The organism is Variovorax paradoxus (assembly GCF_009498455.1).
GTDB lineage: Bacteria > Pseudomonadota > Gammaproteobacteria > Burkholderiales > Burkholderiaceae_C > Variovorax > Variovorax paradoxus_H.
Genome location: NZ_CP045644.1, coordinates 683764 through 709778, shown reverse-complemented (window position 1 = coordinate 709778; position 26015 = coordinate 683764). Strand labels below are relative to the sequence as shown.

Annotated in this window: 18 protein-coding genes; 4 read left to right on the top strand and 14 right to left on the bottom strand. The window is 69.2% G+C overall.

The genetic code is table 11. From position 1 onward, the window contains the following. Positions 1–67: 67 nt before the first annotated feature. From GFK26_RS03160 to GFK26_RS03135, 6 genes are all read right to left on the bottom strand, one after another. Positions 68–2683 carry an ATP-binding protein gene (locus GFK26_RS03160; RefSeq protein WP_153280808.1) on the bottom strand — a complete coding sequence of 872 codons (2616 nt, stop codon included), beginning with the start codon at positions 2681–2683 and terminating at the stop codon, positions 68–70. 25 nt (positions 2684–2708) lie between these two features. Beyond that, positions 2709–3446 carry a response regulator gene (locus GFK26_RS03155; protein WP_153280807.1) on the bottom strand — a complete coding sequence of 246 codons (738 nt, stop codon included), beginning with the start codon at positions 3444–3446 and terminating at the stop codon, positions 2709–2711. A 165-nt stretch (positions 3447–3611) separates the two neighbouring features. Beyond that, entirely contained in the window at positions 3612–4457 is an 846-nt protein-coding gene (gene nadE, locus GFK26_RS03150) for an ammonia-dependent NAD(+) synthetase (protein WP_153280806.1), read from the bottom strand. Positions 4458–4483: 26 nt separating this feature from the next. Continuing rightward, the gene (locus tag GFK26_RS03145) at positions 4484–5665 is read right to left on the bottom strand and encodes a phospholipase A (protein WP_153280805.1); all 1182 of its coding nucleotides are present in this window, start codon (positions 5663–5665) and stop codon (positions 4484–4486) included. Beyond that, a complete protein-coding gene (locus tag GFK26_RS03140; protein ID WP_153280804.1) occupies positions 5662–6123 on the bottom strand; it encodes a hypothetical protein in 462 nt (153 codons plus the stop codon). The genes GFK26_RS03145 and GFK26_RS03140 overlap by 4 nt, the downstream gene beginning before the upstream one ends. Beyond that, positions 6120–8216, bottom strand: coding sequence for an ATP-dependent helicase (locus tag GFK26_RS03135; RefSeq protein WP_153280803.1), 2097 nt, complete (start codon positions 8214–8216; stop codon positions 6120–6122). Before GFK26_RS03135 ends, GFK26_RS03140 begins: the two co-directional genes overlap by 4 nt. A gap of 148 nt (positions 8217–8364) precedes the next feature. Here GFK26_RS03135 and GFK26_RS03130 point away from each other — a divergent pair, with 148 nt between their 5' ends. Next, positions 8365–9384 carry an AEC family transporter gene (locus GFK26_RS03130; protein ID WP_153280802.1) on the top strand — a complete coding sequence of 340 codons (1020 nt, stop codon included), beginning with the start codon at positions 8365–8367 and terminating at the stop codon, positions 9382–9384. Here GFK26_RS03130 and GFK26_RS03125 read toward each other — a convergent pair whose 3' ends face one another. Further along, entirely contained in the window at positions 9385–10062 is a 678-nt protein-coding gene (locus GFK26_RS03125) for a hypothetical protein (protein WP_228121883.1), read from the bottom strand. A 256-nt stretch (positions 10063–10318) separates the two neighbouring features. On the opposite strand from GFK26_RS03125, the gene GFK26_RS03120 reads away from it, so the two are divergent. Continuing rightward, entirely contained in the window at positions 10319–10528 is a 210-nt protein-coding gene (locus GFK26_RS03120) for a hypothetical protein (RefSeq protein WP_153280801.1), read from the top strand. A 106-nt stretch (positions 10529–10634) separates the two neighbouring features. Further along, entirely contained in the window at positions 10635–12281 is a 1647-nt protein-coding gene (locus GFK26_RS03115; RefSeq protein WP_153280800.1) for a S41 family peptidase, read from the top strand. 18 nt (positions 12282–12299) lie between these two features. Here GFK26_RS03115 and priA read toward each other — a convergent pair whose 3' ends face one another. The 7 genes from priA to GFK26_RS03080 all read right to left on the bottom strand — a co-directional run bounded on the left by priA (position 12300) and on the right by GFK26_RS03080 (position 24524). Further along, positions 12300–14375, bottom strand: a complete 2076-nt coding sequence (gene priA, locus GFK26_RS03110; RefSeq protein ID WP_153280799.1) for a replication restart helicase PriA — start codon at positions 14373–14375, stop codon at positions 12300–12302. A 475-nt stretch (positions 14376–14850) separates the two neighbouring features. Then, positions 14851–15960: a uroporphyrinogen decarboxylase gene (gene hemE / locus GFK26_RS03105; RefSeq protein ID WP_153280798.1), complete on the bottom strand. Its 1110-nt coding sequence runs from the start codon at positions 15958–15960 to the stop codon at positions 14851–14853. Positions 15961–16002: 42 nt separating this feature from the next. Then, positions 16003–17310, bottom strand: a complete 1308-nt coding sequence (locus GFK26_RS03100) for an MFS transporter (RefSeq protein WP_153280797.1) — start codon at positions 17308–17310, stop codon at positions 16003–16005. Positions 17311–17407: 97 nt separating this feature from the next. Further along, entirely contained in the window at positions 17408–20365 is a 2958-nt protein-coding gene (locus tag GFK26_RS03095) for a transglycosylase domain-containing protein (protein WP_228121882.1), read from the bottom strand. A 282-nt stretch (positions 20366–20647) separates the two neighbouring features. Then, positions 20648–21340, bottom strand: coding sequence for a thioredoxin family protein (locus tag GFK26_RS03090; protein ID WP_180838825.1), 693 nt, complete (start codon positions 21338–21340; stop codon positions 20648–20650). 125 nt (positions 21341–21465) lie between these two features. Beyond that, positions 21466–23685 carry a thioredoxin family protein gene (locus tag GFK26_RS03085; protein WP_194274013.1) on the bottom strand — a complete coding sequence of 740 codons (2220 nt, stop codon included), beginning with the start codon at positions 23683–23685 and terminating at the stop codon, positions 21466–21468. 62 nt (positions 23686–23747) lie between these two features. Continuing rightward, the gene (locus tag GFK26_RS03080; protein ID WP_153280794.1) at positions 23748–24524 is read right to left on the bottom strand and encodes an alanyl-tRNA editing protein; all 777 of its coding nucleotides are present in this window, start codon (positions 24522–24524) and stop codon (positions 23748–23750) included. A 130-nt stretch (positions 24525–24654) separates the two neighbouring features. On the opposite strand from GFK26_RS03080, the gene GFK26_RS03075 reads away from it, so the two are divergent. Beyond that, positions 24655–26013, top strand: a complete 1359-nt coding sequence (locus GFK26_RS03075) for a PQQ-dependent sugar dehydrogenase (RefSeq protein WP_153280793.1) — start codon at positions 24655–24657, stop codon at positions 26011–26013. Positions 26014–26015 lie beyond the last annotated feature (2 nt).

Genomic DNA, 26015 nt, shown 5'->3' with positions numbered 1-26015 from the left:
AACTGTGGGCGCGCGCGTGCCGACCGCCGTTGCGGCAGGCGGCGGCTCGAACAGCTCTGGCAGCGGCTCAGGCGGAGAGTGCGGCGGGAGACGACGCGTCGGCGCGGTGCTGCGCCAGCGCCTGCGCAATGGCCTGCATCAGTTCGCCGTTGAGGAACGGCTTGCGCAGGATGCGCGTGTTCGGCGGCACGCCGTGGCGGCGCGCGAGGAGATCGGAGGGGAGGCCCGAGATCAGCACCACGGGGATGTGGGGATGGAGGCGGTGCACGTCGCGCATCAGCTGCAGGCCGTCGCCGCCGGGCCCCAGGCTGACGTCGGACAGCACCAGGTCGAAGGCCTGGGCCTGGAGCGCCGCAGACGCGTCCGTCGAGGACGCCACCGCCTGCACCCGCGCACCGCGCTCCTTCAGGAATTCGAAGGTGGCGTCGCGCACATCGGCGTCGTCGTCCACCAGCAGCACGCACATCTGCGCGAGCGACAACGCGGGCGGCGGCGGTGCGCACGCCGGCGCGGAATTCGGCGGGGCTTCGGGCAGGGCCAGCGTGAAGGTCGTGCCCTGGCCGACCACGCTCTGCACGCGGATGTCGCCGCCGGACTGCTTGACGAAGCCGTACACGATGCTCAGGCCGAGGCCGCTGCCCTCGTTCCGCTTGGTCGAGAAGAACGGCTCGAAGATGCGCTCCAGCACATGGGGCGGCATGCCGCTGCCCGTGTCGCTGATGCGGATTTCGACCGTCGTGCTCCCGGGGGCGTTGACTGCCACGCCTTGCACGGCAGGGCGCAGTGCGCTGTGCAGGGTGAGCACACCGCCCCGCGGCATGGCGGCACCGCCGTTCAGTGCGAGGTTGAGGATCGCATTCTCGAGCTGCCCGCCGTCGACCAGCACACAGGCCCCGTCGGCCTGCAGATCGAGTTCGACGCGGATGTCCTGCCCCAGCGAGTAGGCGACGAGGTCCTGGAGTCCTGCAAGCATCTGGTCGACATCGAGTACCTCGACGCGCAGCGTCTGCCGGCGGGCAAAAGCCAGCAGGCGCGTCGTGAGCACGGCACCGCGCTCCGAGGCACGGAACGCGCGGTCCACGATGCGGCGCATGTCAGGCGACAGGTCCTCGCGCGCTTGCAGCAGCTGCAGGTTGCTGAAGACGGCCGCGAGCAGGTTGTTGAAGTCGTGCGCGACACCGCCCGTGAGCTGGCCCAGCACTTCCATCTTCTGCGTCTGCCGCACCTGGTGTTCGAGGGCGCGGCTCTCGCTCTGGTCGCTGTACAGCGTGACGAAGCCGCCGGCCGGCATGGAATGGTTGCGCACGGCCAGCACCTGGCCGTTGTCGAGCAGGTGGTCTTCGCGCCATCGCTGCGCATCGGGCGGTCCCAGCAGGTCGACGGCGGGGCGGCCGTCGGCCAGGGGCGGCAGCGCGCTGCGCAACGCGTCGAGCGTTGCGCCGGTATGCACTGCCTGCGAGGGAAGGTGAAGCAGGGCAGCAAAGCGCGGGTTCCAGGCCACGAGACGGCCTTCGGCGTCGAAGGCCCCCAGGCCGTCGTCGATGCTGTCGAGCACCGTGCGCAGCAGTCGCCGCTGTTCGGCGATGTCGGCGCCCATCCGGCGCATCGACAGCGTGTTCTCGCGGAACACGTTGAACGCACCGATGAGCGCACCGACCTCGTCGTCGCGCTTCGACACATCGGGCTGCGCGCTCGCATTGCCGTGCGACAGCTCCGTGATGGCGGAGGTGACACGGGTCAGGTCGCGCAGCGAATCCCGCAGGTTCCAGAACCCGAGCAACAGCGCGGCGGCGGCCACCAGCAACGCGAAGGTGACGGCAATGAGCCCCGAACGGACGATCAGGCTCACCGAGTGCTCGCGCGACGACACCTCGGCGCTGAGCATTGCCACGTGGCGATCGACCGAGCGCGTGAGTTCGTCCGACAACATGCGCGTCGAGGTGAGCAGCAGGGTCTTGCGGTCGCGCAAGGCAAGGTGCTGCCTGCGCAGCGCGAAGATGCTGTCGGCGAGTTCGGCGATCTGCGCGCGAACGGCCGGATCGACGCGCAAGGCGTTGCCCGAACGGGCGTCGGCCAGGTACACCCGCTCGGCTTCATCCAGGTCGAGCGTGTTGTGGGCGTACAAGGCGACGCGCAGCAGCAGCAGCGAATGGCCGGCCGCGTACCTGGGACGCTCGGGCATGTCGGCGATGTGGTGTTCCAGCTGGCTCAGCGCATGAATGCGTCCGCGGCCTTCTTCGCGCAGCGCGAGGTCCCGCCGCTTGAATTCGATCAGGTCGTCCAGCACCACCTGCATCGAATTCAGCACCTTCGGGATGCCGGTGGCCGCTCCGCTGGCCGCTGGCAACTGCGCCGCAAGCGCCCGCGCTTCGTCCTGGCGTTTCAGCAACTCGGCCTTCTCCTGGTTGAGCCGCGCCGAGATCGACATTTCCGCCACGTAGGGCGCCGCCGCCGCAAGGTGCGTGACCCGTTCCGACAGCGCGAGCGACTTCACCACGGACGGCAGGATGCGCTCGTCGAAGCCCTGGATCGCGGCCTTGGCGTTGAACAGCGCCACCATGGCCACTGCGGCCAGAACCACCGTGGTGATGGCCAGGACGCCGAAGGTCAGGATCCAGCGATCGCGCAGGCTGCGCGATCGCAAGCCCTGGGGCGCCAGAGAGGAGAAGAAGCGAGCGCTCATGGGGCAGTGCCTGGCGGTGGCCGCCTCAGCAGCGAACCACGTTCGCCGCAAAGCGGTAGCCCGCGCCGCGCTCCGTGCAGATGAAGCGCGGGTTGTCCGGGTCGTCCTCGATCTTGCGGCGCAGCCGCGACACCAGCACGTCGATCGTGCGGCTCACGGCATCCGACTGGGCGCTGCGCGTCTTGAGCAGCAACTGCTCGCGGTCGATGACCCGGTTCGCATGCAGCACGAAGACCTCGAGCAAGGCGAACTCGCCATGGGTCAGGTCGCAGGGCGAGCCGTCGCTGCGCAGCAGCTCGCGGGCGGTGATGTTGAGGGTCCAGTCGCCGAACAAATAACGTTCGTGGCTCAGCCGGTCGGCGCGCAGCGAGCGCGGCATGCCGGTGCCGGCCGAGCGGCGCAGCAGCGCGCGGATGCGCGCAATGAGCTCGCGGTTGTCGAAGGGCTTGGCGACGAAGTCGTCGACCGCGGTTTCCAGGCCCAGCACGCGATCGGCTGCCGTGCCCTGGCCCGTGAGGATGATGATCGGAATGCGCGAATGCGTGCGCAGCTGGCGCGCGAGCTCGATGCCGTCTTCCTTCTTCAGGCGCAGGTCGATGATCACGAGCGAGAACGCGCGCTGGTCGAGGCGCGCCGCCATGGCCAGGCCGTCCGGCACCGCCTGTGCCCGGAAGCCCGATGACTCGAGCAGGTCGACCAGCGTTTCGCAGACCTCGGGGTCGTCGTCGACCACGAGGATTTCGGGTTTCACTACATCAAGCATGGAATTCCAAAGGGCTGGGCGTTGTGCCAGCCATTCAGAATTTTTACAGACGTATCCGCACCAATTGATACTAAAGGGTGACACGCAACGTTTGTTGACGTCGTTCTGAGACTTAATCCCATCGCCGATTCACACTTGCATCGGCGGCGCCCCCTCCCGCCGCTGTCAGGGCGTTGGCGGCTCGACCGGCAGCGCCCGCTTGTGGGCGCTTTTGCGGTGTGTCGACAGGATCACCGCGCGCGCCGCGGCCGACACCGGCTTGCCTTCGAGGAAGTCGTCGATCTGCTCGTAGCTCACGCCGAAGGCATCTTCGTCGGGCTTGCCCGGCACGAGCGATTCGAGGTCGGCGGTGGGCACCTTGTAGACCAGCGCATCGGGCGCGCCGAGCAGCGCCGCCAGGGCGCGCACGCGGCGTTTGTTGAGGCCGGTGAGCGGCGTCACGTCGGCCGCGCCGTCGCCGAACTTGGTAAAGAAACCCATGAGCGCTTCGGCCGCGTGGTCGGTGCCGATCACGAGGCCGTCGTGCGCGCCGGCCACTGCGAACTGCGCAATCATGCGCTGGCGCGCCTTGATGTTGCCGAGCACGAAGTCTTCGTGCGCTGCGTCGCGAAAGACCAGTTCGCCGGCGCGCAGCGCGGCCAGCATCGCATCGGCGGCGGGGCGGATGTCCACCGTCAGCAGGCGGTCGGGGCGGATCACCGCCAGCCCTGCCTGCGCCTCGGCCTCGTCGCGCTGCACGCCGTAGGGCAGGCGCATCGCGATGAAGGTGGCGTCGCGGCCTTCGGCGCGCAGCTTCTCGACCGCGCGTTGCGCGAGGCAGCCGGCGGTCAGCGAATCGACGCCGCCGCTGATGCCTAGCACCAGCGCCTTCAGGCCGGTGCTGCGCAGGTAGTCGGCGAGGAAGTCGGTGCGCCGCGCGAGTTCGGCGGCGGCATCGAAGACGGGCGCCACATGCAGGGCCGCGATGATCTCGCGCTGCGTGGCATCGACGGGAGAAAGGTCTGCAGTCATCTGAAGGGCCCTGGATGTGAGGAAGATCAGAAGTCCACCAAGCTGAGGCCGATGCTCAGCACGGTGCGCTTGCGGTTGTAGTCCACCAGCGTGTCGCCGTAGCCGTGGAACAGCTGTGTGTGGAAACGCAGGTTGCTCTTGGTCGGATCGCCGATGGCCTTCAGCCATTCGAGGCGCACCGATCCGCGGCCGCTGTCGCGCAGGTTGTTGCGCACCGTGATGCCCAGCTGGTTGTCGCGGTTGAGGTTCCAGCGGCCCGTGACCTCGGCGCGGCCGATGTACTCGGAGATGTCGGGGTTGTCGTCCTTCGCGGCGCTTTCCGACATGCGCTGCCAGACGCGGCCCGTGATGGTGAAGCGGTCGTCGAGCTCGGCGCCGCCCATCAGGTACACGCGGTTCCAGCTGCGCGACAGCGGCAGGCTCTGGCCGTTCGACTGGTGCACGATGCCCACGCCCGTGTAGCGCCAGCGCCAGCCGCCGGGCAGCTTGAAGTCGGTCGGGTAGACATACATCAGCTCCGGCTCGTGGTCGGTGGTGCGAAACGGCCGCGAGATGTCGCCGTTGAACAGCTGCCACGTCGACAGCTGCGAGTACGCGAACCACAGCGAATCTTTCTTGACCGGGTCGTTCTGCGTGAGCATGCCCTGCGCGAGCTTGGTGCGCACCGACAGGCCGATGCGCATTTCATTCGCCTGGTAGGCCACGGGCTCGGCCGTGTGGCCGGCCGACGGTGAGGTCGGCGGCTGGGGCTTGTCGGTGGCGGCCGAGGCCGACACCGTGAGCGGACGGTAGCCGCGGAAGCCGAAGGTGCCGCAGTCGGTGGCGTTCTCGAGTTCCCAGAAGCGCGACAGCGACGAGTACTGGCGGTCGCGGCAACCTTCGGTGGTGGCGACCGACACCACGCGCGTGGCCGGGATCGTGCCGTCCACCGGCGGCTGCGTGCTCGCGAGCACGGGCGGCGCGACGGGCACCGACACCGAGGGCAGTGTCTGCTGTTGCGACCAGCGGTCGTAGCAGGCCAGGCGCGCTTCGTTGTTCGCGCCGAGCGCGGCGCACTGCTGCCAGGTGAGCTGCGCGTCGGCCAGCGGACTGGCCGGCTTCTCGACGGCCTGTGCTTGCGCGGCAGATGCGGCGCCGAGGCACGCGGCCACGGCGGCGACGGTGCGCAGATTGAACAAGGAGGCAGGGTGTCGTCGTGTGGTCTTCATGGCTTTCCTTCCTGTGCGACGGTCTTGCGCAGCACGAACGGGTGCGTGCGCTCGGTCGCGGCATCGCGCCACGTGCCGCGGAACTCGCGGCCGCAGGCGCCCGGTTGCAGCGTGCCCGACCAGACGCCGCTGATGGCGCGGCCGTCCAGCGATTCGTCGATGGACAGCGCGCCCTCGTCGTCGACATCGCCCGCGAGCTGCGCGACGGTGGACTTCGTCGAGGCATCGGCGCGGCGCGTGATGGTGCCGCGCACGCCGGCGTATTCGGGGTGCTTGCCCAGCTGCACGACGGCCGCGCCGGGCAGGTCGTCGAAGCGGGCTTCCCACTGGCCGTACAGCGCCTGCAGCGGCAGCTCGCGTGCGTCGGCGGGGCAGTTGGGGTCGTGGCGCGGGGCCGCGCATCCGGCCGCGAGAACCGCGGTGAGCAACGCGATCGCCACCGTCGCCGTCATCCTCATGGCGTGGCGGCGGCCTTGGCCGCGCTGTCCAGCGCCTTGCGTGCGAACTCGGCGCGCAGCGCCTTCAGTTTCTCGCGCGGGTCTTCCTTGGTCGTGGCCTTGTCCAGGCCCATCTCGGCAATGAAGCGGCTCGGCATGCAGGGCACCATGTCGCGGCCCTGCTTGCGCTTCTTGGTCCAGCTCACGGCCAGGCTGCGCTGCGCGCGGGTGATGCCCACGTACATCAGGCGGCGCTCTTCCTGCAGGCGCTGCGTGGTTTCGTCGCTCACCACCTTCTGGCGGCCGTTGTCGTCGTCGAGCTTGAAAGGCAGCAGGCCTTCGGTCACGCCGATGAGCATCACATGCGGCCATTCGAGGCCCTTGGACGCATGCAGCGTCGAGAGCGTGACCACGTTCTGGTCCTGTTCGCGCTCGCTGATGGTCGACAGCAGCGAGATGGTCTGCGCCACTTCGAGCAGGCTCTTGTGCTCGTTCGGATTGGTGTCGTCGGCGCCCGAGGCGTCGTCGAGCGAACCGCCGGCGCGTTGCGACATCCAGTCGACGAACTCCAGTACGTTGGTCCAGCGCGTGGCGGCCGCGGCCTCGCTGTCTTCGCCTTCGTAGAGATGGCGCTCGTAATCAATTTCCTTGAGCCACTCGAGCATGAAGGCCCGCGAGGCTTCGGCGCCCATGGTGCGGCGCGCGCGGTATTCCAGGTCGTTGATGTAGCGACCGAACTCGTGCACGCCATCGAGCGTGCGCTTCGGGATCACGCTCGGCAGCGACGGGCTGAACAGCGCTGCGAACAGGCTCAGCTTGTACTGGCTCGCGAAGCTGCCCAGGCTGGCCAGCGTCGTGTGGCCGATGCCGCGCTTGGGCGTGGTGATGGCGCGCAGGAACGCCGGGTCGTCGTCGTTGTTGACCCACAGGCGAAACCAGCCGCACAGGTCCTTGATTTCGGCGCGGTCGAAGAAGCTCTGGCCGCCCGACACCTTGTACGGAATCTGCGCCTTGCGCAGTGCCTGCTCGAAGATGCGGGCCTGGTGGTTGGCGCGGTACAGGATCGCGAAGTCGCGGAACTCCTTGTACTGCTTGCCCTGCGAAACCACATCGCCCGCGCGCAGGCTGATGATGCGCGCCACCGTGCGCTCGGCCTCGTGCAGTTCGGTGTCGGCATCGACGATGCGCACCGGCTCGCCTTCGCCGAGTTCCGAGAACAGCGTCTTCGGAAACAGCTTGGGGTTGGGGCCGATCACGTTGTTGGCCGCGCGAAGAATGGCGCTGGTGGAGCGGTAGTTCTGCTCCAGCTTGATGACCTTGAGCGTCGGGTAGTCGACCGGCAGCTTCTTCAGGTTGTCCAGCGTGGCGCCGCGCCAGCCGTAGATCGACTGGTCGTCGTCGCCCACGGCAGTGAACTGGCCGCGCTCGCCCGCCAAGGCCTTGAGCACTTCGTACTGCGTGGCGTTGGTGTCCTGGTATTCGTCGACGAGGATGTGGCCCAGCGCCGCCTGCCACTTGGCGCGCACCTCGGGGAACTCGTACAGCAGCTTCAGCGGCATGCCGATGAGGTCGTCGAAGTCCACGCTCTGGTAGGCCTGCAGCCGCTCTTCGTACTGGCCCATGATCTCGGCCGTGATGCGCTCGTTGTCGTCCACCGCCGCCGCCGCGGCCTGCGTGGCGTTCAGGCCCATGTTCTTCCACTTGCTGATCGTCCACTGCCAGATGCGGGCGGTGGCGACGTCGACGGTGCCGCCGCAGTCTTTCAATATCTTGGTGACGTCGTCGCTGTCCAGGATGCTGAAGGCCTTCTTCAGGCCCAGCACGTGGCCGTCTTCCCGCATCATGCGCACGCCCAGTGCGTGGAAGGTGCACACCACCACCTTGCGCGCGTCGCGCCCGATCAGGTCCTTGGCGCGCTCGCGCATTTCGGCGGCCGCCTTGTTCGTGAAGGTGATGGCCGCGATGCGCTCGGGCTTCAGGCCCGACTGGATCAACCGGCCGATCTTGTGCGTGATCACGCGCGTCTTGCCCGAGCCCGCGCCTGCGAGCACCAGACAGGGACCGTGCATGTAGTTGACCGCTTCTTGCTGGGCGAGATTGAGACCGTGGGACATGGGGGAGGGGGAACCGGGAAAGCGAAAAGACGGGAAAGCAGGAGAGGCCGCAGGGCGCGACCGTCGCAAAGCGGGCAATGATACGGGGCCGGCTCCGGCCCCCTGTGTCAGCGGGCATCGCGCGGCCAAGGAGGACGACAATGCCGGTGTGCTGCCTGTTTTCCTTGTTACTTTTCCTTTCTTCGCCCTGATCGCGGCCGGCTATGCCGCCGCCCGCACCCGCATCCTGCCGCTGGAGGCGATTCCGGGGCTCAACACCTTCGTGCTGTATTTCGCGCTGCCCTGCATGCTGCTGCGCTTCGGCGCCAGCACGCCCATCGCGCAGCTGCTGGACGGCAGCGTGGCACTGATCTGGGGCATCTGCGCGCTGGCCGTGGTGGCGGGCGTGGTGCTGTTCACGCGCAATGCGCGCATCGGCTGGAACGACGCGGCTTTCGGCGCGCTGGTGGCGGCCTTTCCGAACACCGGCTTCATGGGCGTGCCGCTGCTGGTGGCGCTGCTGGGCGCGCAGGCGGCCGGGCCGATCATCATCACCATCGCGTTCGACCTCGTCGTGACCTCGTCGCTGTGCATCGCGCTGTCGCGGCTCGACGGTGCCGGCAGCGCAGGCCGCCAGGGCGCCACGCAGGCCGCGCGCAAGGCGCTGCGCGGCATCCTCGTGAACCCGATGCCCTGGTCGATCCTGCTGGGCGTGCTGCTGTCGGCGATGCGCTGGCAGCTGCCCGGGCCGGTCGAGCGCACCATCGCCATGCTGGCCGACGCGGCCTCGCCCGTGGCGCTCTTCACCATCGGCGCGGTGCTCGCGCGCTCGGCGCTGGTGGCGCGCGAGCACGGCGCCAGCGCCATGGTGGCGGCGGCGATGGGCACCGGCGCCGGGCCCGCGCCGAAGGCCCCGCTGGCCGATGTACTGCCTGTGGTGCTCGTGAAGCTGGTGCTGCATCCGCTGGCCGTCTGGGCGCTGGGGCGCGGCGCCATCGCGCTCGGGCTGCCGCTGGCACCGTCGGCGCTCGCGGTGATCGTGCTCGTCGCCGCGCTGCCGAGCGCGAGCAACGTGTCGATGCTGGCCGAGCGCTTCGGCGCCGACAACGGCCGCATCGCACGCATCATCCTGTGGACGACGGTGGCGGCGTTCTTCACCTTCCCGGTGGCGGTCGGCGCGCTGCGCTGATCACTCGGTCAGCACCCCCAGCTTGTACGGGTCGGCGTCGGAGAGCCTTTCGCACTTCGAGAAATCGCGGCCCTGCGTGCCGTCGCAGTAGTAGGTGTTGTAGACACGGCCGAACAGCGTCGGGCTGGCCGTGAAGAGCACGCCGTGGTCGGGCTGCCAGTTGTCCTTGGGTGTGGGCGCGGTGGTTTCGATCGGGTGCGCTGCTGCTGCGGCGGCGCCCGGGGCGGGTGTGAAGTCGGCCAGCGTCTTGCGGGCTTCCTCGCCGCGCCAGCGCACCGCCAGCTCGGCTGCGGTGGGGCGGGCGGCCACCGGCAACAGAATGCCGTTGACCTGCAGGCCGTCTGCGAATCGGTGCGTCTTGCCAGCCAGGAACGCATACGCGCAGGCCGCCATGCAGTGGCCGCGCACCTCGGTCTGCACGCCGCTCTCGCGGATCGCGTCGGCATACGCGCCGGCGGCTTCGGCGGTGCCGCCGAACGAGTCTTCGAACACCACGGTGCGCACCGTGCCGCTGCCCAAATGCTCGGTGAAGGCCTTGACCTTGCTGCCGTCGAGCGTGCCCGAGACCACCAGTCGCCGACCCTGCAGTTCGAGCTCCGCCGCCCCTGCGGACCCTGCAAGGCACGCGAGCGAGACGGCGACAACACCGACCCCAGCCAGAAGAGACGACGAGTTCACGGCGACCTTTGCATCAAGCGAGCGGGCACGAACACACGCAGCCCCAGCGATGGAACCGCACAGGCACAGCTTGTGCAAGGCGGGGGGTACCGTCAACTCCTTTTGCAGATTATTTCGGGGTAATCCCGGGGCATGCCTTAAGGCATAGCGGGCGTTATCTCTTCAGATGAATGCTTGCGTATGCAGTTGCGCTGCTACAGTGGTTCCGAGTCCAAGGTGTGAATGGTGCAAATGTGAGGTCCAAGTGGGGGACGCGATGGCAATACTGGTTCGCATCCTGATGTGGTTGGCCTGGCTCGCTGCGGTGGGCTGGTTCTGGCATGTCGGCACGCTCGGCACGGGCGCCGCGCTCGCGCTGGCCGCGCTGAGCCTCGTCGTGTTCGCCTGGCCGAACAGCGTTGCGCGGCGACGGCACAACGAGCTGCGCTACGTCGACATGGGCAAGGAGCCCACCGGCTACCACTGACGACCGACGCGGCGCGTTCGGTCTGCATCTAGGACTTTGGTCCAATGCGCGCCTGCGCAGAGCTTCCTAGGATGGTGGCGCCTTACCGCCTTCCAGGAACTTCGCCGTGCCTCTTTTCCCCCTGCGTTTTCGTTTCGCCCGTCTTCTGCTGCTGTCCGTTCCGATGGCCGTGCTCGTCGCCTGCGGTGGCGGGGGAGACGGGGGCTCTGGTGCCAGCTTCCTGCCGAACAGCGGCACGGGCATCACGCCACCCACCACCACCACCCCACCCACGGCACCGCCCGATGCGCCCGACGACGGCGATGCCTTGCGCAATGCGCCCTGGGTCGAAGGCGTGTTCCGCGCCGCGAGTCTCTACAAGGACCGCTGCGCGGCACCACGCACCGGCACGGGCTACGACGGCAAGCCGTTCGCCGACAAGGCCGGCCGCACGGTCGATGAGAACAACTGGCTGCGCGCGTGGACCAACGACACCTACCTCTGGTACGACGAAGTCCCGGATCTGGACCCCGCGCTGTACGCCACGTCCGACTATTTCGACCTGCTCAAGACCCATCGCGCAACGCCTTCGGGCGCGCGCAAGGACCTGTTCCATTTCGCCTACGCCACCGATCGGTGGGAAGGGCTCTTGCACGGCGGCACGTCCGTCGACTATGGGGCAAAGTGGGCGTTTTTCGCCGACCGCCCGCCACGCGATCTGCTGGTGGCCTATGTGGAGCCCGGCTCCCCCGCAGCCGTGCCGGATGCCGGTTTGCGGCGCGGCGATCAGGTGCTCAAGATCAACGGCATCGATTTCGTGAACGACAACACGGTCGCAGGCATCGAGATCCTCAACGCGGGGCTTGCTCCCGCCGCGCCGGGGACGCGCACGCTTTTTACCGTTCGCGACGTCGTCAGCGGCATCGAGCGCGAGGTCGCGCTGACGGCCGCCGCCGTGACCTCGATGCCTGTCCAGAACGTCAAGATCCTCCCGAACGAGGGCCGCAAGGTCGGCTACCTGCAGTTCAACGACCACATCGGGACGGCGGAGCTGCCACTGAAGACAGCCTTCGAGCAACTGCGCGCGGCGCAGCCCACCGAGTTGGTCGTCGACCTGCGCTACAACGGCGGCGGCTATCTGGACATGGCCAGCCAACTGGCTTTCATGGTCGCCGGCGAGGCGAAGACGCGCGACAAAGCCTTCGAGTCCCTGCGCTACAACAACAAGCACACCGAACGCGATCCGGTGTTTGGTGAGCCGCTCCTGCCCACGCCGTTCTGGGCCACGACCCTGGGCTTCCTTGCTCCCATCGACCCGCCCCAGCCGCTGCCCAGCCTCGACCTGCGGCGCGTCTACGTGCTCACGGGGCCCGACACCTGCTCGGCCAGCGAGGCGTTCATCAACGGCCTGCGCGGCATCGACATCGACGTGGTCCAGATCGGCGGCACCACCTGCGGCAAGCCCTACGGCTTCTATCCCCAGGACAACTGCGGCACCACCTACTTCAGCGTGCAGTTCCAGAGCGTGAACGCCAAGGGGTTCGGCGACTACCCGGACGGTCTCGCACCCACCTGCGCCATCCCCGACGATTTCGGCCATGCGCTCGGCGATCCGGCGGAGGCGCGCCTGGCCGCCGCGCTCTCGCACCAGGTCACGGGCGTCTGCCCTGCCGTGCCCGGCGGTCGCCTGGCCAAGAGCGCTGCCTCCGGCCCCGACGCGCCCTTGCTGCGCAAACCCGAAGGCCTGCGCAACCGCATCCTGCGTCCGCGCTGAGGCGCCTTCGCGCGTCGCTCAGATGCTGTGCGGGTCCACGTCCACCAGCCAGCGGATCACGCCCTTGCCCTCGGGCGTGCGCCGCAGCTCATGCAGCAGCGGCTGCCAGGCGGCCAGCAGGCGTTGCAGCGCCGCGCGTGACGGGCTTTCGATGAGCATCTGCGCGCGCTCCACGTTCGCCACGCGCTGGATCGCCAGCGGCACCGCCGGGTAGCGCGTGACGAGGTCGGCGCCGGGCAGCGCCTCGGCCTTGTCGGCCGCAAGGTTCAGAAAGCCCTGCGCCACCGACTGCTCGCGCGCGTCGGCGCGCAGCAGCGCCTGGAACGCGAAGGGCGGCATGGCGGCGGCCTGGCGTTCTTCCAACTGCTGCTTGGCGAAGGCCTCGTAGTCGTGCCGGCGCAGCGCCGCGAACAGCGGGTGCGGCGCATGGTGCGTCTGGATCCACATCTCGGCCTTGGTGCCCTGCGCCGCGAGGTAGGCGGCATCGCGGCCCGCACGGCCCGCTGATTGCATCAACAGGCTGAACAAGCGCTCGGGCGCGCGGAAGTCGCTGGAGAACAGCGCGCCATCGGGGTTCACTGCGGCCACCAGCGTGATGCGGCGGAAGTCGTGGCCCTTGGCGATCATCTGCGTGCCGACGAGCACGTCGACCTCGCCCGCATGCACGGCCGCGAGCTGCGATTCGAGCGCGCCCTGTTTCTTGGTGCTGTCGGCGTCGATGCGCGCGATGCGCACCGCGCTGCCGTCGGCGTGCTTCACGGCGGCGAACAGCTCGGCCAGGTGTTCTTCGAGCCGTTCGGTGCCGCGGCCCACGGGCGCGATGTCGGGGTTGCCGCAGGCCGGGCAGGCGCGCGGCACGCGCTCGGTGAAGCCGCAGTGGTGGCAGCGCAGCGTGCGGTCGATCTTGTGGAACACGCGGTAGGCGCTGCAGTGCGGGCATTCGCTCTTCCAGCCGCAGTCGCCGCAGGCCAGCACCGGCGCATAGCCGCGCCGGTTCAGGAAGATCATGCTCTGCTCGCCGCGCGCGATGCGCTGGCCGATGGCGTCGAGCAGCGCGCCCGAGATCACCGTCTTCGGCGGCTGCAGGTTCATGTCGACCAGCCGCACGGCCGGCAGCGCGCCCGCGCCGATGCGCGAAGGCATGGCCAGCCGCACGTAGCGCCCGCCCGGGTCGTCGCCCTCGGGCGGCCGGCTCTGGTGCCAGCTTTCGAGCGAGGGCGTGGCCGAGCCGAGGATCACCTTGGCTTTTTCGCGCTGGCCGCGCCACACGGCGAGGTCGCGCGCCGAGTAGCGCGCGCCTTCCTGCTGCTTGTAGCTGGGGTCGTGCTCTTCGTCGACCACGATGAGCTTCAGCCCCGGGATCGACGCGAACACCGCCATGCGCGTGCCCAGCACGATGCGCGCCGCGCCGCCGTGCGCCGCCAGCCAGCTCGCGAGCCGCTGCGGATTCGTCATGCCGCTGTGCAGCGACACCACGGCCTCGTCGCCGAAGCGGGCCTTGAAGCGGGCTTCGAGCTGCGGCGTGAGGTTGATCTCGGGCACCATCACCAGCGCCTGCGCCTCGGGGTCGCGCGCGAGCAGGTCGGCCACGCAGCGCAGGTAGACCTCGGTCTTGCCGCTGCCGGTGCTGCCGACCAGCAGGAAGGTGCCGGTCTCGGCCCCGATGCGGGCCAGCGCGGCCGCCTGCTCTTCGGAGAGGGCGATCAGGTTCGCGGACTCGGCGGTCTCGGCCACCGGCCCCGCCGTGGTCTTGCGCTTGAGGCGGCGCGCCAGCTGCGTCGTGCTCAGGTCGCGCAGCTGCGGCGGCAGGGCGGCCAGCGCGATCTCGCCGATAGAGCGCTGGTAGTAGCGCCCGGCAAAGGCCACGAGGTCGCGCCAGGCCTCGCCCAGCGGCGCCAGCGCGTCGAGCGCGGCGCCGACGGGTTTGAGCGCCATGTCGGGCTCGGCGCCTTCCAGCGAGGTCGGCTCGTTCCAGACCACGCCCAGCACTTCGCGCTTGCCCAGCGGCACCCGCACCAGCGTGCCCGGCACCAGGGGCTCGGCGCCGGCGTAGCTCAGCAGGTCACCCAAAGCGGCATGCGCGGGCGTCTGCACCGCGATGTCGAGCCGCCAGGGGAAACAAGCGTGTGGGGCCGGCGGCGCGCCGTCTGCGGACGGCGATTCGGCGGAGGGGCTGGGCGTCCTTTTTGGCAAGGTTTGTTAATGCGTTTTGGAGCAAGACCGCTTAAGTTGTTGATTTCACAGCGCTTTGGCGGTCATCCAGAGTTTCTGTGGATAACTTTGTTGACAAGACGGCTGGATGGTCGCCGAAGCCTTGATTTTCAAGGCTTCCGCTGGAATGCCCGGAAAAAAAGCAAAAATCAAACTCTATATAAATCAACCACTTAGCGTCGCTATTGGTTTAGGAGCAGAACGAACGCCCCCTCAGATAATCTTGCGCAGTGCAACACGCGTTTTGTGCATAAGTCGGGCGTCCGGGGCCGTTTTAGGGCTTGACAAACGCCGGTCGCCTGGCTTTTGGGGACGCTGAGTCTGCCAACCGGGCGGTCGGCAGATCACACTTGTGAACTCAGGCGCGCAGTGCGCGCGACTGGTCGTGCACGGCCTGAACCAGCGCCGACACGTGGTCGGGCGGCGTGAACTGGCTGATGCCGTGGCCCAGGTTGAAGATGTGCGTCGGGCCCGTGGTGGTGCGGTCGGTGTGGGGCTTGCCGAACGCCTGCAGCACCTTGCCGACCTCGGCCTCGATGGCCGCGGGCGGAGCGAACAGCACGTTCGGATCGATGTTGCCCTGGATCGCCTTGGCCTTGTCCTCGGCACCTTCGGCCACGAGGCGGCGCGCGGCCGCGAGGTTCACGGTCCAGTCGACGCCAAGCACTTCGCAGTCGAGCGCGCGCATGGCGCCGAGCCACAGGCCGCCGCCCTTGGTGAAGACGATGCGCGGCACCGGCTGGCCGTCGGGGCCGTTGCGCTTCAGGCCGGCGAGCACGCGTGCGGTGTAGGCCAGGCTGAATTCGTGGAAGGCGCCGTCGGCGAGCACGCCGCCCCAGCTGTCGAAGATCATCACGGCCTGCGCGCCGGCGTCGATCTGCGCGTTGAGGTACGCGGCCACCGAATCGGCATTGACCGCGAGGATGCGGTGCATCAGGTCGGGGCGGCCGTACAGCATGCTTTTGACGAGGCGGTAGTCGCTCGAGCCCGCGCCTTCGACCATATAGCAGGCCAGCGTCCACGGGCTGCCCGAGAAGCCGATCAGCGGCACGCGGCCGTTGAGCGCCTTGCGGATCGAGCCCACGGCGTCGAACACGTAGCGCAGCTTGTTCAGGTCGGGCACTTCGAGCGCGGCCACGGCCGCTTCGTCGCGCACCGGGCGCGCAAAGCGCGGGCCTTCGCCGGCCTCGAACGACAGGCCCAGGCCCATCGCGTCGGGCACCGTGAGGATGTCCGAGAACAGGATGGCCGCGTCGAGCGGGTAGCGCGCCAGCGGCTGCAGCGTGACCTCGGTGGCGTAGTCGGTGTTGGTGGCCAGCCCCATGAAGCTGCCGGCCTTGGCGCGCGTGGCAACGTATTCAGGGAGGTAGCGGCCGGCCTGGCGCATGAGCCAGACGGGCGTGTGATCGGTGGCCTGGCGCCAGCAGGCCCGCAGGAAGGTGTCGTTTTGCAAAGGGGCGAAAGGCATGGCCCGATTGTCGCAGGGCCCCCGCGGGCTGGCGGCGGCGGTTCAGACGGCGGGCACGCGGCCCGCGTCGGCCGGATCGACGTTGCGGCGGTACAGCACCAGCGTGGCGATCAGGCCGCAGGCTGCGGCGGCCGTCATCCACAGGCCGGGCGCGCCCTTGTCGCCGGTCATCTCGATCAGGCCCGTGGCAATGGCCGGCGTGAAGCCGCCGAACAGCGCCGTCGCAAGGCTGTAGGCCAGCGAGAAGCCTGCTGTGCGCACGCTGACCGGCATCACCTCGGTGAGCGCCACCACCATCGCGCCGTTGTAGCTGGCGTACAGGAACGACAGCCACAGCTCGACCTCGAGCATGCGCGCGAAGCTCGGCGCACCGACCAGCCACTTGAGCGACGGATAGGCCGTGAGGATGGTCAGCACGGTGAACAGAACCAGCAGCGGCTTGCGCCCCACGCGGTCCGACAGCGAGCCCATGATCGGCAGCCAGATGAAGTTCGAGATGGCCACGCACAGCGTGACGATGAGCGCGTCGGTCGTGCTCAGGTGCAGCACGGCCTTGCCGAAGGTGGGCGTGTAGACGGTGATCAGGTAGAACGACACGGTGGTCATCGACACCAGCATCATCCCGGCGACGACGAGGCCCCAGTTGGCGACCATCGAGCGGAAGATCTCGGGCGCGTCGGGGCGGTGCTTGCGCGCCATGAACGCCTCGGTCTCCTGCAGCGAGCGGCGAATGACGAACAGCACCGGCACGATCAGGCAGCCGACGAAGAAAGGCACACGCCAGTAGAAGTCGCCGATCTCCTGCGAGGTGAAGGTCACATTGAGCCAGTAGCCGAGCGCGGCCGCCACGACGATGGCGACTTGCTGGCTGGCCGACTGCCAGCTCACGTAGAAGCCCTTGCGGCCCGGCGTGGCCATCTCCGAGAGGTACACCGACACGCCGCCCAGTTCCACGCCGGCCGAGAAGCCCTGCAGCAGCCGGCCGACCAGCACCAGCAGCGGCGCGATGACGCCGAGGGTCGCGTAGCTCGGCACGCAGGCGATCAGCAAGGTGCCGACGGCCATCAGCGCGAGCGTGACGATCAGGCCCTGGCGGCGGCCCACGCGGTCGACGTACGCGCCGAGAAAGATGGCGCCCAGCGGTCGCATCAGGAAGCCTGCGCCGAAGGTCATGAAGGTCAGCATCAGCGACGCGAACTCGTTGCCCGCGGGGAAGAAGGCCTTCGAGATCTGCGTGGCGTAGAAGCCGAACAGGAAGAAGTCGAACATCTCCATGAAGTTGCCGCCGGTCACGCGCAGGACGGTGGCGAATTTCGAGGAGGTCTGCGCGTGGGCGGGCGCGGAAGTCATGGTGTGTCCCCTGGGGCGATGTTGTGGGCCCAAGGGTAGGCCGGGGTTCCCGACCGGGACCTGACGAGAGGAGTCAGGTAGCTGTCAATGCGCCCTGTCAATCTCCCCCGCACCCGCTGCGCTGAAGCACGGGCAGCAACTGCGGCCCCAGCGACTTCAGCAGCTGGGTCGGCAGCGCACTCGTGAAGCGGTAGCGAGCGGCATAGGGCTCGTGCACGTAGGCCATGACGGTGCCGAAGTAGCGGTCGCCGATCATGAACACGAAGGTGGCCGAGCGGTCGATCTTGCGCTGCGAGATCACCCGTCCGCCGCGGCCGGTTTGCTCGTAGCGATGGTCGCCGGTGCCGGTCTTGCCGCCGATCTCGAGGGCCCGGCCGTTCTCGTCCGTGAGCGCGCCCTTCAAGCGCCGTGCCGTGCCGTCGTTCACCACCCCGACCAGCGCGCGCTGCAGCGTCGCGGTCACCTCGGTGGGCAGCACTCTTTCGGCGCTCGCGTTGTGCGGCTCCAGCCGTGTCTCGTAGGGCGTGTCGCGCCCGAAGTGCAGTGCGCCGACCCGTTGCGTGGGCAGCCGCACGCCGTCGTTCGCGATGATGCCCATCAGCTCCGCCAGCGCGGCCGGCCGGTCGCCCGACGCGCCGATCGCGCTCGCATACGACGGCGTCAGCGATGCGAAGGGGTAGCCCACGCGCTGCCACGAACGATGAATCTGCGCGAAGGCGTCGAGCTCGATCAGCTCGCGCACGCGCTTGTCCTGCGCGCCCTTGTGGCGCGTCTTGAAGAGCCAGGCGTAGACCTCCTGACGTTCGCTCGCACTGGCATCCAGCACCTCGGTCAGCGAGGCGCCGGGGTGCGTCCGCAGGAAGCCGACCAGCCAGAGCTCCAGCGGATGCACGCGCGCGACGTAGCCGCGATCGGCGAGCGACAGGCCGGCGTAGGTGTTGCGCAGCGCCCCCAGTGCGCGCGGCGATCCGGCGCCCTTGCCCAGCCGCTGCGTGAGCAGTTCGTCGAGCCGCTCTTCGCCGGCCTCGGGCTCGATCGTGAACAGCACGCTCGCCAGGCGCGGCGCCGACGGCCTCAGGCCGCGCAGCAGCAGCGCTTCGGCATCCGCGGCCGACAGGCGCTGGTACTTGCGATGGAAGCGGACGAGGAAGGCGGAGCCTTCGCGGTCGGCAAAGCGCGCGAGCATTTCGCGCCGGCGCGGGTCGGCAGGGTCCTTCAGCAGGCGCTCGGCGTCCGATGCGCCGCCGAACATGCGGTGGCGCACCAGGTCGCGCATCAGGCGAATGAACACCAGGTTGACCGAATGCTTGAAGCCCTCCCGCACCGTCATCGAACTGCTGTTGCGCGAGCGCTCGAAGTTCTCGAACTGGTGCAGGCCGCCGCCGGTGAAAAAGGACTCGCCGGGGTTCGCCGAATACTTCCGCTCCATGGCCGCCTCGAGCATCGGCGTGAGGCTGCGATCCTTGGCGCGCAGGAGGTACTGCCGCGCCCACGCGCCCAGCGGGTCGCGCGGACTGGTCGCCAGCGCCGACAACTGGGCCGTGCTCAAGTCGGCCCAGCCCGCGTGCAGCTCGGCCACCAGCTCGAGGTAGCTCACCAGCGTGCGCAGCTTGGCGGTCGAGCCCAGGTCCAGCCGCGCGCCCTGGTTCACGTCGAAGGGCTGGTCGATGTTGTCGGCCTGAACGCGCAGCAGGTTCGCCCCGGCACTGCGCTCGAACAGCGTGAAGCTGTAGACCAGCGGGCTCGGGTCGGCGCCCGGGTCGAGCAGGTGGGCGCCGTACAGCCCTGCCGCCTTCGCCGCGGCGGGCGTCCGCAGGCCCGCCAGCACCTGCGCCACGAGCGCCTGCGCTTCGCCGTCCAGGCTGGTTTCGGCCTCGAGGTCGAGGCGCTCCAGGTCGTAGGCACGCGGCACGTCGAGCAGCGTGGCGATGTGGGTGCGCAGCGCGCTCGCGGCCTTGCGCTGCACGAAGTCGGGCCGGGGCGTGGGCGGCAGCGGGGGCTGCAGGTGCAAGGGCAGCGGCAGCGCCGCATCGCGCAGCGCGGGCGTGATCAGGCCTGCCTCGGCCATCAGCCGCAGGTAGCTGTCGGTCAGCCGGGCCAGGCCGGCGCCGTCGCCGAGCAGGTGCTGCGACGGGCGGCGCTGCGCGATCATCAGCGACAGCGCCTGCTTGAAGGCCTCGGCCTGCTGCCGGAGCGCTTCGTCCGAGGGCGCTGAGGCTTCTTCCGCGTGGTCGGCGAGCAGGCGGTTGACTTCGCCGAAGTCGCGTCCGTACCAGGCCCACAGGCCATCGCCCAGGCCGTGCACCTCGCCCAGGCCCGGGCGCGCGGCCAGGGGCACGGTGTCGAGGTAGTCGACGACGATCTGGCGCCGCCGCGCCAGCGTGTCGTCGCCGTCCTGGTAGGCGCGCAGCGAGGCCGATGCCATCTGGCGCAGCTTCTCGCCGACCGACCCGGTGCGGCCTTGCGGCGAATGGCGGTATTTCTCGAGCTGGGTGGCCAGCGTGCTGCCGCCCGTCGCCGACTGGCCCAGGCCGACCGCGCGCAGCGCCTGCTCGAGCGCCGCCTTCGCGAAGCGTTCCGGATCGATCGCGGGGTTGCGCTGCAGCGGCTGCGCGTCCAGCAGGTGGCGGTCTTCGACGAACAGCAGGGCGCTCACCAGCAGCGGTGGCACGTCCTCGAAGCGCTCGTAGGCGCGCTTCGGCACACGCGTGTGCAGCAGCGCCGCATGGCGGCAGTCGCGCACCGTCAGGCCGGCCTGGTTTTTCTCGCGGTAGGGCGCAAAGAGCCCGTGGTCCTGCAGCTCGATCAGCCGCGGCGACATGCGCGCCTGGCGGGTGACGACATAGCCCTGTGGTTTCAGGCGTTCGATGTAGCCGGGAAGCTGGTGGTAGCCCAGCCGCTCGTCGTAGGGTCCGTTGCGGGGAAAGCGGATGGCATCGCTGGCACCGGCGTCGACGCTGAAGTTGGCACCGCTGGCAAGGTCGCGCCACAGGGCCGATTGCAGCCGGGAGGTCTTCAACTCGTTCGCCACGAGCGCGGCAAGCGTTCCCCCCACGGCGAGTCCAGCGCCGACCCAGAAAAGCGTCTTGAACCTTCTTGTCATGCTCGCCTCGCGAACAGTCCGCACCGTGGGTTCGTCAGTGACGATGATGCGCTTTTTGCGGCGATTTGGCTTCTGCCCGAACGAACCGGCCGACGGGTTCGAAGCGGGAGGGGCCGGGCATGGGCGTGCCCGTTTCAGGCCTGGACACAGCGTGTCCGTGTCATCGAGGATGCGAGACGAAGAGGCCTGCGCGTCAGCTTGCGCGAGAACCCCGCGGGCGCAGCCCCCGCCCGATCAACTCTTGTACTTGATCGAACACCCGTACGGCCGCGTGCTCGCGGTCGACACCGGTTTTCCGCCGAGCACTTCGCCCAGCGCCTGGTTCACGTAGTTGGTGGCGGTCTTGATGTCGTCGGCGCGCGCCGAGGCGATGCTGTCGATGCCGCCGGCATACACCAGCATGCCCTTGGGATCGATGATGAAGATGTGGGGCGTGGTGCGCGCGCCGTAGACCTGGCCGATGACGCCGTCTTCGTCCATGAGCACGGCGGTGGGCGCGGCCTTTTGCGACTTCATCCAGGCGTCGAGCGCGTCGGCCTTCAGGTAGTCGCTGGCGGCGCGTTCGGTGGAGTTGATCGCGAGCCAGACCACGCCCTTGTCGGTGGCCGCTTTCTGCGTGGCGGGCATGTTGCCGCTGCCGTAGTGCTTGCGCACGAAGGGGCAGCCAGGGTTGGTCCATTCGAGCACCACGAACTTGCCCGCGAAATCGGACAGCTTGTGCTTGGCGCCGCTGGTGTCGACGGCGACGAAATCGGGCGCCTGCTGGCCCACGGCCGGCGCGGCAAAGGCGTTGGTGCCCATGAGGAAGGTGGCGCCCAGCGCCACGGCGGCGGCAACGACGGCGCGGCGGGAAGCGCGGCTGAGGGCGGCGCGCGCCTGGCGCGCGGCGCGAAGGGAGCGTGAGTCGACAGTGGGCGAAAGCGTCATGGCCAGCTTGAACTCCAAAAACAAAATTCCAAACAACAACTGCAGCTTAGAACGGTTTCTTCAAGTGCGTGTGACAACCCATGACAGCGGCGTTGTCATCTCAATTCATTTCACTGCATCGGCTCTCAAAGCGCTGCCAACGCGGCGCGCACCTCGTCCTTGCTGAGGATTTCGGTCAGCACCACGGGCGCCTTGCCTGGCGCCTGCAGCACATACACCGGCACGCCGCTGCGGCCCAGCGCGGTGAGCGCGGCGGTGATGGCGGGGTCGCGGCGGGTCCAGTCGGCGCGCAGCATGGCGACCTGCTTGGCATCGAAGTCGGCGAGCACCTCGGCGTCGGCCAGCGTGCTCTTCTTGTTGTACTGGCAGGTCACGCACCAGGCGGCGGTGAAGTCGATGAAGACGGGGCGGCCGGCGTTCGCCATGTCGCTCACGCGCTGGGCCGACCACGGCTGCCAGCGCTCGCCGTCGTTCGGCGCCGCGGCCAGCTTGGCCGGTTCGGGCACTTGCACGATGTTGCGGCCGATGGCGCCGGCCAGCACGGCAGTGAAGGCGATCATCACGGTGGCGATGACGACCCGCGTGCGTCCGCGCAGCGTGAACGCCCAGACCACGGCGGCCAGGCACACCAGCAGCGCGAGCAGCGTGCCCGCGCCGTCGATGCCGCTTTGCTGGCCCAGCACCCAGACCAGCCAGGCCACGGTCGCGAACATCGGGAAGGCGAGCAGGCGGCGCAGCGTGTGCATCCACGGGCCCGGCTTGGGCAGCAGGCGCGCCACGGCCGGCACGAAGCCCGCCACCAGGTAGGGCAGGGCGAGGCCGAGGCCCAGTGCCGCGAACAGCATCAGCGCCTGCGTGGCCGGCAGGCCGATGGCAAAGCCCAGCGAGGCGCCCATGAACGGCGCGGTGCAGGGCGAGGCGATCACCACGGCGAGCACGCCGGAGAGGAAGTCGTTGGCCAGCGGGTGCTTGGCCTGCGCGCTGCACACCGACTGCGGCGCCGCGCGGCCGAACTCGAACACGCCCGCCAGGTTCAGGCCGAGCAAGGTGAAGAGCGCTGCCAGAGCCGCCACCACGGCGGGCGACTGCAGCTGGAAACCCCAGCCGAGTTGCGCACCGGCCGCGCGCAGCGCGAGCATGGCGCCGCCCAGCGCGAGGAACGACAGCATCACGCCGCCCGTGTAGGCCAGGCCCGCCTTGCGGTGCGCGCTGGCGTTGCCCGCCTGCCGCGCGAAGCCCAGCACCTTGATCGCGAGGATCGGGAACACGCAGGGCATGAGGTTGAGCAGCAGGCCGCCGAGCAGCGCACCGAGCAGGGCGACCATGAAGGCGCCGGCGGGCTGGGCTTGGGCAGCAGCGGGGGCCGCCGCTTGCGCCGCGTTGGCCGCCAGCGCCGCCTGCAGCGCGGGCGACACCGCGGCGGCGCGCGGCGCGGCCGCAGCGGTGGGCCAGGTGCCCGACACCGGCGCTTCGGCGCGCCATGCCACGGGCTGGCCCGACTGGCGATCGGCCTCGGCCAGCACCACCACGACGGGCATGACGGTGGGGCTTTCGCTGCGCTGGTCGGCCAGCGGCATGGTGGCGGTCCAGGTCGCGCCGTCCCAGGCCTGCGTCCAGTCCTTGCCCGACACGGCGGCGGTGCGGATCACCTCGGGCGTTTCGGGGAAGAACTCGAGCGTCTTGCCGCGCACTGCGGCGGGCAGGCCGTCGAGGCGCACCTTCAGTTGCTGGCCGTCGACGGCGATGGCGCCGGGCGCGCCCAGCGGCTGCGGTTGCGCGGCCTGCGCGGTGTCGAAGGCCGCCTTGTTCAGCGCGGTGGAACCGCGCGTGGGCAGCGAGAGCGTGAACTCGCCCTCTTCAGGAATGCATTCCTTGCGGCAGACCAGCCAGGAGGCCTGCAGCTTGATGTCCATCGCGGGCGATCCGCCGGTGAGCGCCACGTCGGGTTTGTAGAGTGTCGAAACCTCGAGCGGCACCGGCAGCAGCACGGTGTTCTCGTAGCCGTAGTTGGCGAGCGTGCCGACCGGGATCTTCTTGGGCACCGGCCAGGCGATCTCGCCGGTCGAGACGCCGGCGGGCAGCGTCCACTTCAATTCCGTCGGAAGACCCGAATCGCCGGCGTTCTTCCAGTAGGTGTGCCACTCGGGCTGGTGGGTGATCTGCAGCCCGATCCAGACCGGCGCGCCGGGCGCCACACCGTCGGGCGCATGGGCGACCAGCTCGGCGCGCACATGGGGGGTGGTGACCACGGCCCTGGTCTTCGGGGCCAGCTGGGCCGCAGCCGGCATGCAGGCTGCGGCAATAGCTATCAGAAAGGGAGCGAGAGTGATGCGCGAAAGGATCATGCCGGACAGTCGGAGCCAGAGGGCGGGGCGAAGTTCCTGGAGGCCGGGTCTTTCCGGGGGACTCAGGCCGCGGGTACTGCCGCGGGCCAGCCCAGGACCACGCGCCGGGTGGTCGCGCTCTTCTTCTCGATCTTGGTGACGACCATGGCGCCGATTTCCGCCGTGTTGGCCACGTGCGTGCCGCCGCAGGGCTGGAAGTCGATCGAGGGCGTGCTGCCGTCCTCGCCCGTGCCGCCGATGCGGATGGTGCGCACCGTGCCCGTGCCGCGCGGCGGTTGCACGCTCATGCTCTTGACCAGCGCAGGGTTGGCGTCGAGCTCGGCGTCGGTGATGGCGCCCACGGTCAGCGGATGGGCGGCTTCGACCAGCTTCGCGAGGCCGGCGGTGAGCGTTTCCTTGTCGAGCGGGTCGGTGATGTGGAAGTCGATGCGCGCGTATTCGGGCGTGATCGAGCAGCCGTTCACCGGCACCGGCACGAGGTGGCACAGCAGGTGGCTGGCGGTGTGGAAGCGCATCAGCCGATGGCGGCGCTCCCAGTCGAGGCGGGCGGTGACGGTGTCGCCGGGCGCCAGCGCGGCCAGCAGCTCGGCCTGGTCGGGCGCGGGCACGTGAACGAACTCGGCAGTCGGCTGGCCCTCGGCATCCTTGGCCTTGCGGGTGTCGACGATGGCGATTTCGCGGCCGTCGGCGAGCACCAGCACGCCGGCGTCGCCGGCCTGCCCGCCGCCCAGCGGATAGAACACGGTGCGGTCCAGCACGATGCCGGTGTCGTCGAGGCGCAGGATGCGGGCTTCACAGGTGCGCAGGTAGGCGTCGGCGCGGAACAGGTCGTCGGTCATGCGGCGATGGTAGCGACGATGCGCGAAGGAGGTGCGCGCACGCCGGAAAGCGCCCACGACCGACACGCCCGCGCCATGCGATTGCGCATGATCCGGCGGTCTGCGGCCGTCCGCCGCGCAAGGAATCTGCATGAACGCATCGCCGCACCGTCCCGCTCCCCTCGCTCTTTCCGCAGCGGCCATGGCCGCCGTGCTGCTCGTCGCCGGCTGCGGCGAGACCGCCAAGCTCTCGCCCGAACTCACGACCGGCCCCCGGCCACAGCTCGTCGATCCGAACAAGACGCTGATTCCCACCGTCAACGTGGCGCCCGCCGTCGGGTGGACCGACACCGCCGCGCCCACGCCCGCCGAAGGCCTGCGCGTGACGGCGCTGGCGCGCGGGCTGGACCATCCGCGCTGGGTCTACACGCTGCCCAACGGCGACGTGCTGGTGGCCGAAAGCAACAAGCCGCCCAAGCCCGAAGGCAGCGACACTGGCGGCCCGGTCGCGAAGGTGCGCAACTGGGTCATGGGCAAGGTGATGGGCCGCGCCGGCGCCGGCGTGCCCAGCGCCAACCGCATCACCCTGCTGCGCGATGCCGACGGCGACGGCCTGGCCGAGGTGAAGCAGGTGTTCCTGTCGGACCTCGTCTCGCCCTATGGCATGGCGCTGGTCGGCAACGAGCTCTTCATCGCCAATGCCGATGCGCTCGTGAAGGTGCCCTACACCGAAGGCGACACGTCGGCCCGCGCCAAGCCGGTGGTCGTGACGGCGCTGCCCGCGGGCATCAACCACCACTGGACCAAGAACGTCATCGCCAATGCCGACGGCAGCAAGCTCTACGTCACGGTCGGCTCCAACAGCAACATCGGCGAGAACGGCATGGCGGCCGAAGAGGGGCGCGCAGCGATCTGGGAGGTCGATGCGAAGAGCGGCGAGAAGCGCCTGTTCGCGAGCGGCCTGCGCAACCCCAACGGCCTGGGCTGGGAGCCCGAGACCAACACGCTGTGGACCGTGGTGAACGAGCGCGACGAAATCGGCAGCGACCTCGTACCCGACTACCTCACCTCGGTGAAAGACGGCGCCTTCTACGGCTGGCCCTGGAGCTACTGGGGCGGCGTGGTCGATGCGCGCGTCACGCCGCAAAAGCCCGAGCTCGTGGCGAAGGCGCTGGCGCCCGACTACGCGCTGGGCTCGCACGTCGCGCCGCTGGGCCTGGTGTTCTCGAACCCGCGCGGCATGCCGCCCGAGTTCGCGAGCGGCGCCTTCATCGGCGAGCACGGCTCGTGGAACCGCAAGCCCAAGTCGGGCTACAAGGTCGTGTTCGTGCCCTTCATCGGCGGCAAGCCGAGCGGGCCGCCGGTCGACATCCTCACGGGCTTTTTGAGCGCCGACGAAAAGGCGCACGGCCGGCCGGTCGGGGTGGCGCTCGACAAGAGCGGCGCGCTGCTGGTGGCGGACGACGTGGGCAACGCGGTGTGGCGCGTGTCGCGCAGCAAGCCCAACTGAGG

Excerpts from the sequence above, each read along its gene's own strand:
- GFK26_RS03160 (WP_153280808.1), bottom strand. The coding sequence starts at position 2,683 with ATGAGCGCTCGCTTCTTCTCCTCTCTGGCGCCCCAGGGCTTGCGATCG.
- GFK26_RS03155 (WP_153280807.1), bottom strand. The coding sequence starts at position 3,446 with ATGCTTGATGTAGTGAAACCCGAAATCCTCGTGGTCGACGACGACCCC.
- nadE (WP_153280806.1), bottom strand. The coding sequence starts at position 4,457 with ATGACTGCAGACCTTTCTCCCGTCGATGCCACGCAGCGCGAGATCATC.
- GFK26_RS03145 (WP_153280805.1), bottom strand. The coding sequence starts at position 5,665 with ATGAAGACCACACGACGACACCCTGCCTCCTTGTTCAATCTGCGCACC.
- GFK26_RS03140 (WP_153280804.1), bottom strand. The coding sequence starts at position 6,123 with ATGAGGATGACGGCGACGGTGGCGATCGCGTTGCTCACCGCGGTTCTC.
- GFK26_RS03135 (WP_153280803.1), bottom strand. The coding sequence starts at position 8,216 with ATGTCCCACGGTCTCAATCTCGCCCAGCAAGAAGCGGTCAACTACATG.
- GFK26_RS03120 (WP_153280801.1), top strand. The coding sequence starts at position 10,319 with ATGGCAATACTGGTTCGCATCCTGATGTGGTTGGCCTGGCTCGCTGCG.
- hemE (WP_153280798.1), bottom strand. The coding sequence starts at position 15,960 with ATGCCTTTCGCCCCTTTGCAAAACGACACCTTCCTGCGGGCCTGCTGG.
- GFK26_RS03100 (WP_153280797.1), bottom strand. The coding sequence starts at position 17,310 with ATGACTTCCGCGCCCGCCCACGCGCAGACCTCCTCGAAATTCGCCACC.
- GFK26_RS03090 (WP_180838825.1), bottom strand. The coding sequence starts at position 21,340 with ATGACGCTTTCGCCCACTGTCGACTCACGCTCCCTTCGCGCCGCGCGC.
- GFK26_RS03085 (WP_194274013.1), bottom strand. The coding sequence starts at position 23,685 with ATGATCCTTTCGCGCATCACTCTCGCTCCCTTTCTGATAGCTATTGCC.
- GFK26_RS03080 (WP_153280794.1), bottom strand. The coding sequence starts at position 24,524 with ATGACCGACGACCTGTTCCGCGCCGACGCCTACCTGCGCACCTGTGAA.
- GFK26_RS03075 (WP_153280793.1), top strand. The coding sequence starts at position 24,655 with ATGAACGCATCGCCGCACCGTCCCGCTCCCCTCGCTCTTTCCGCAGCG.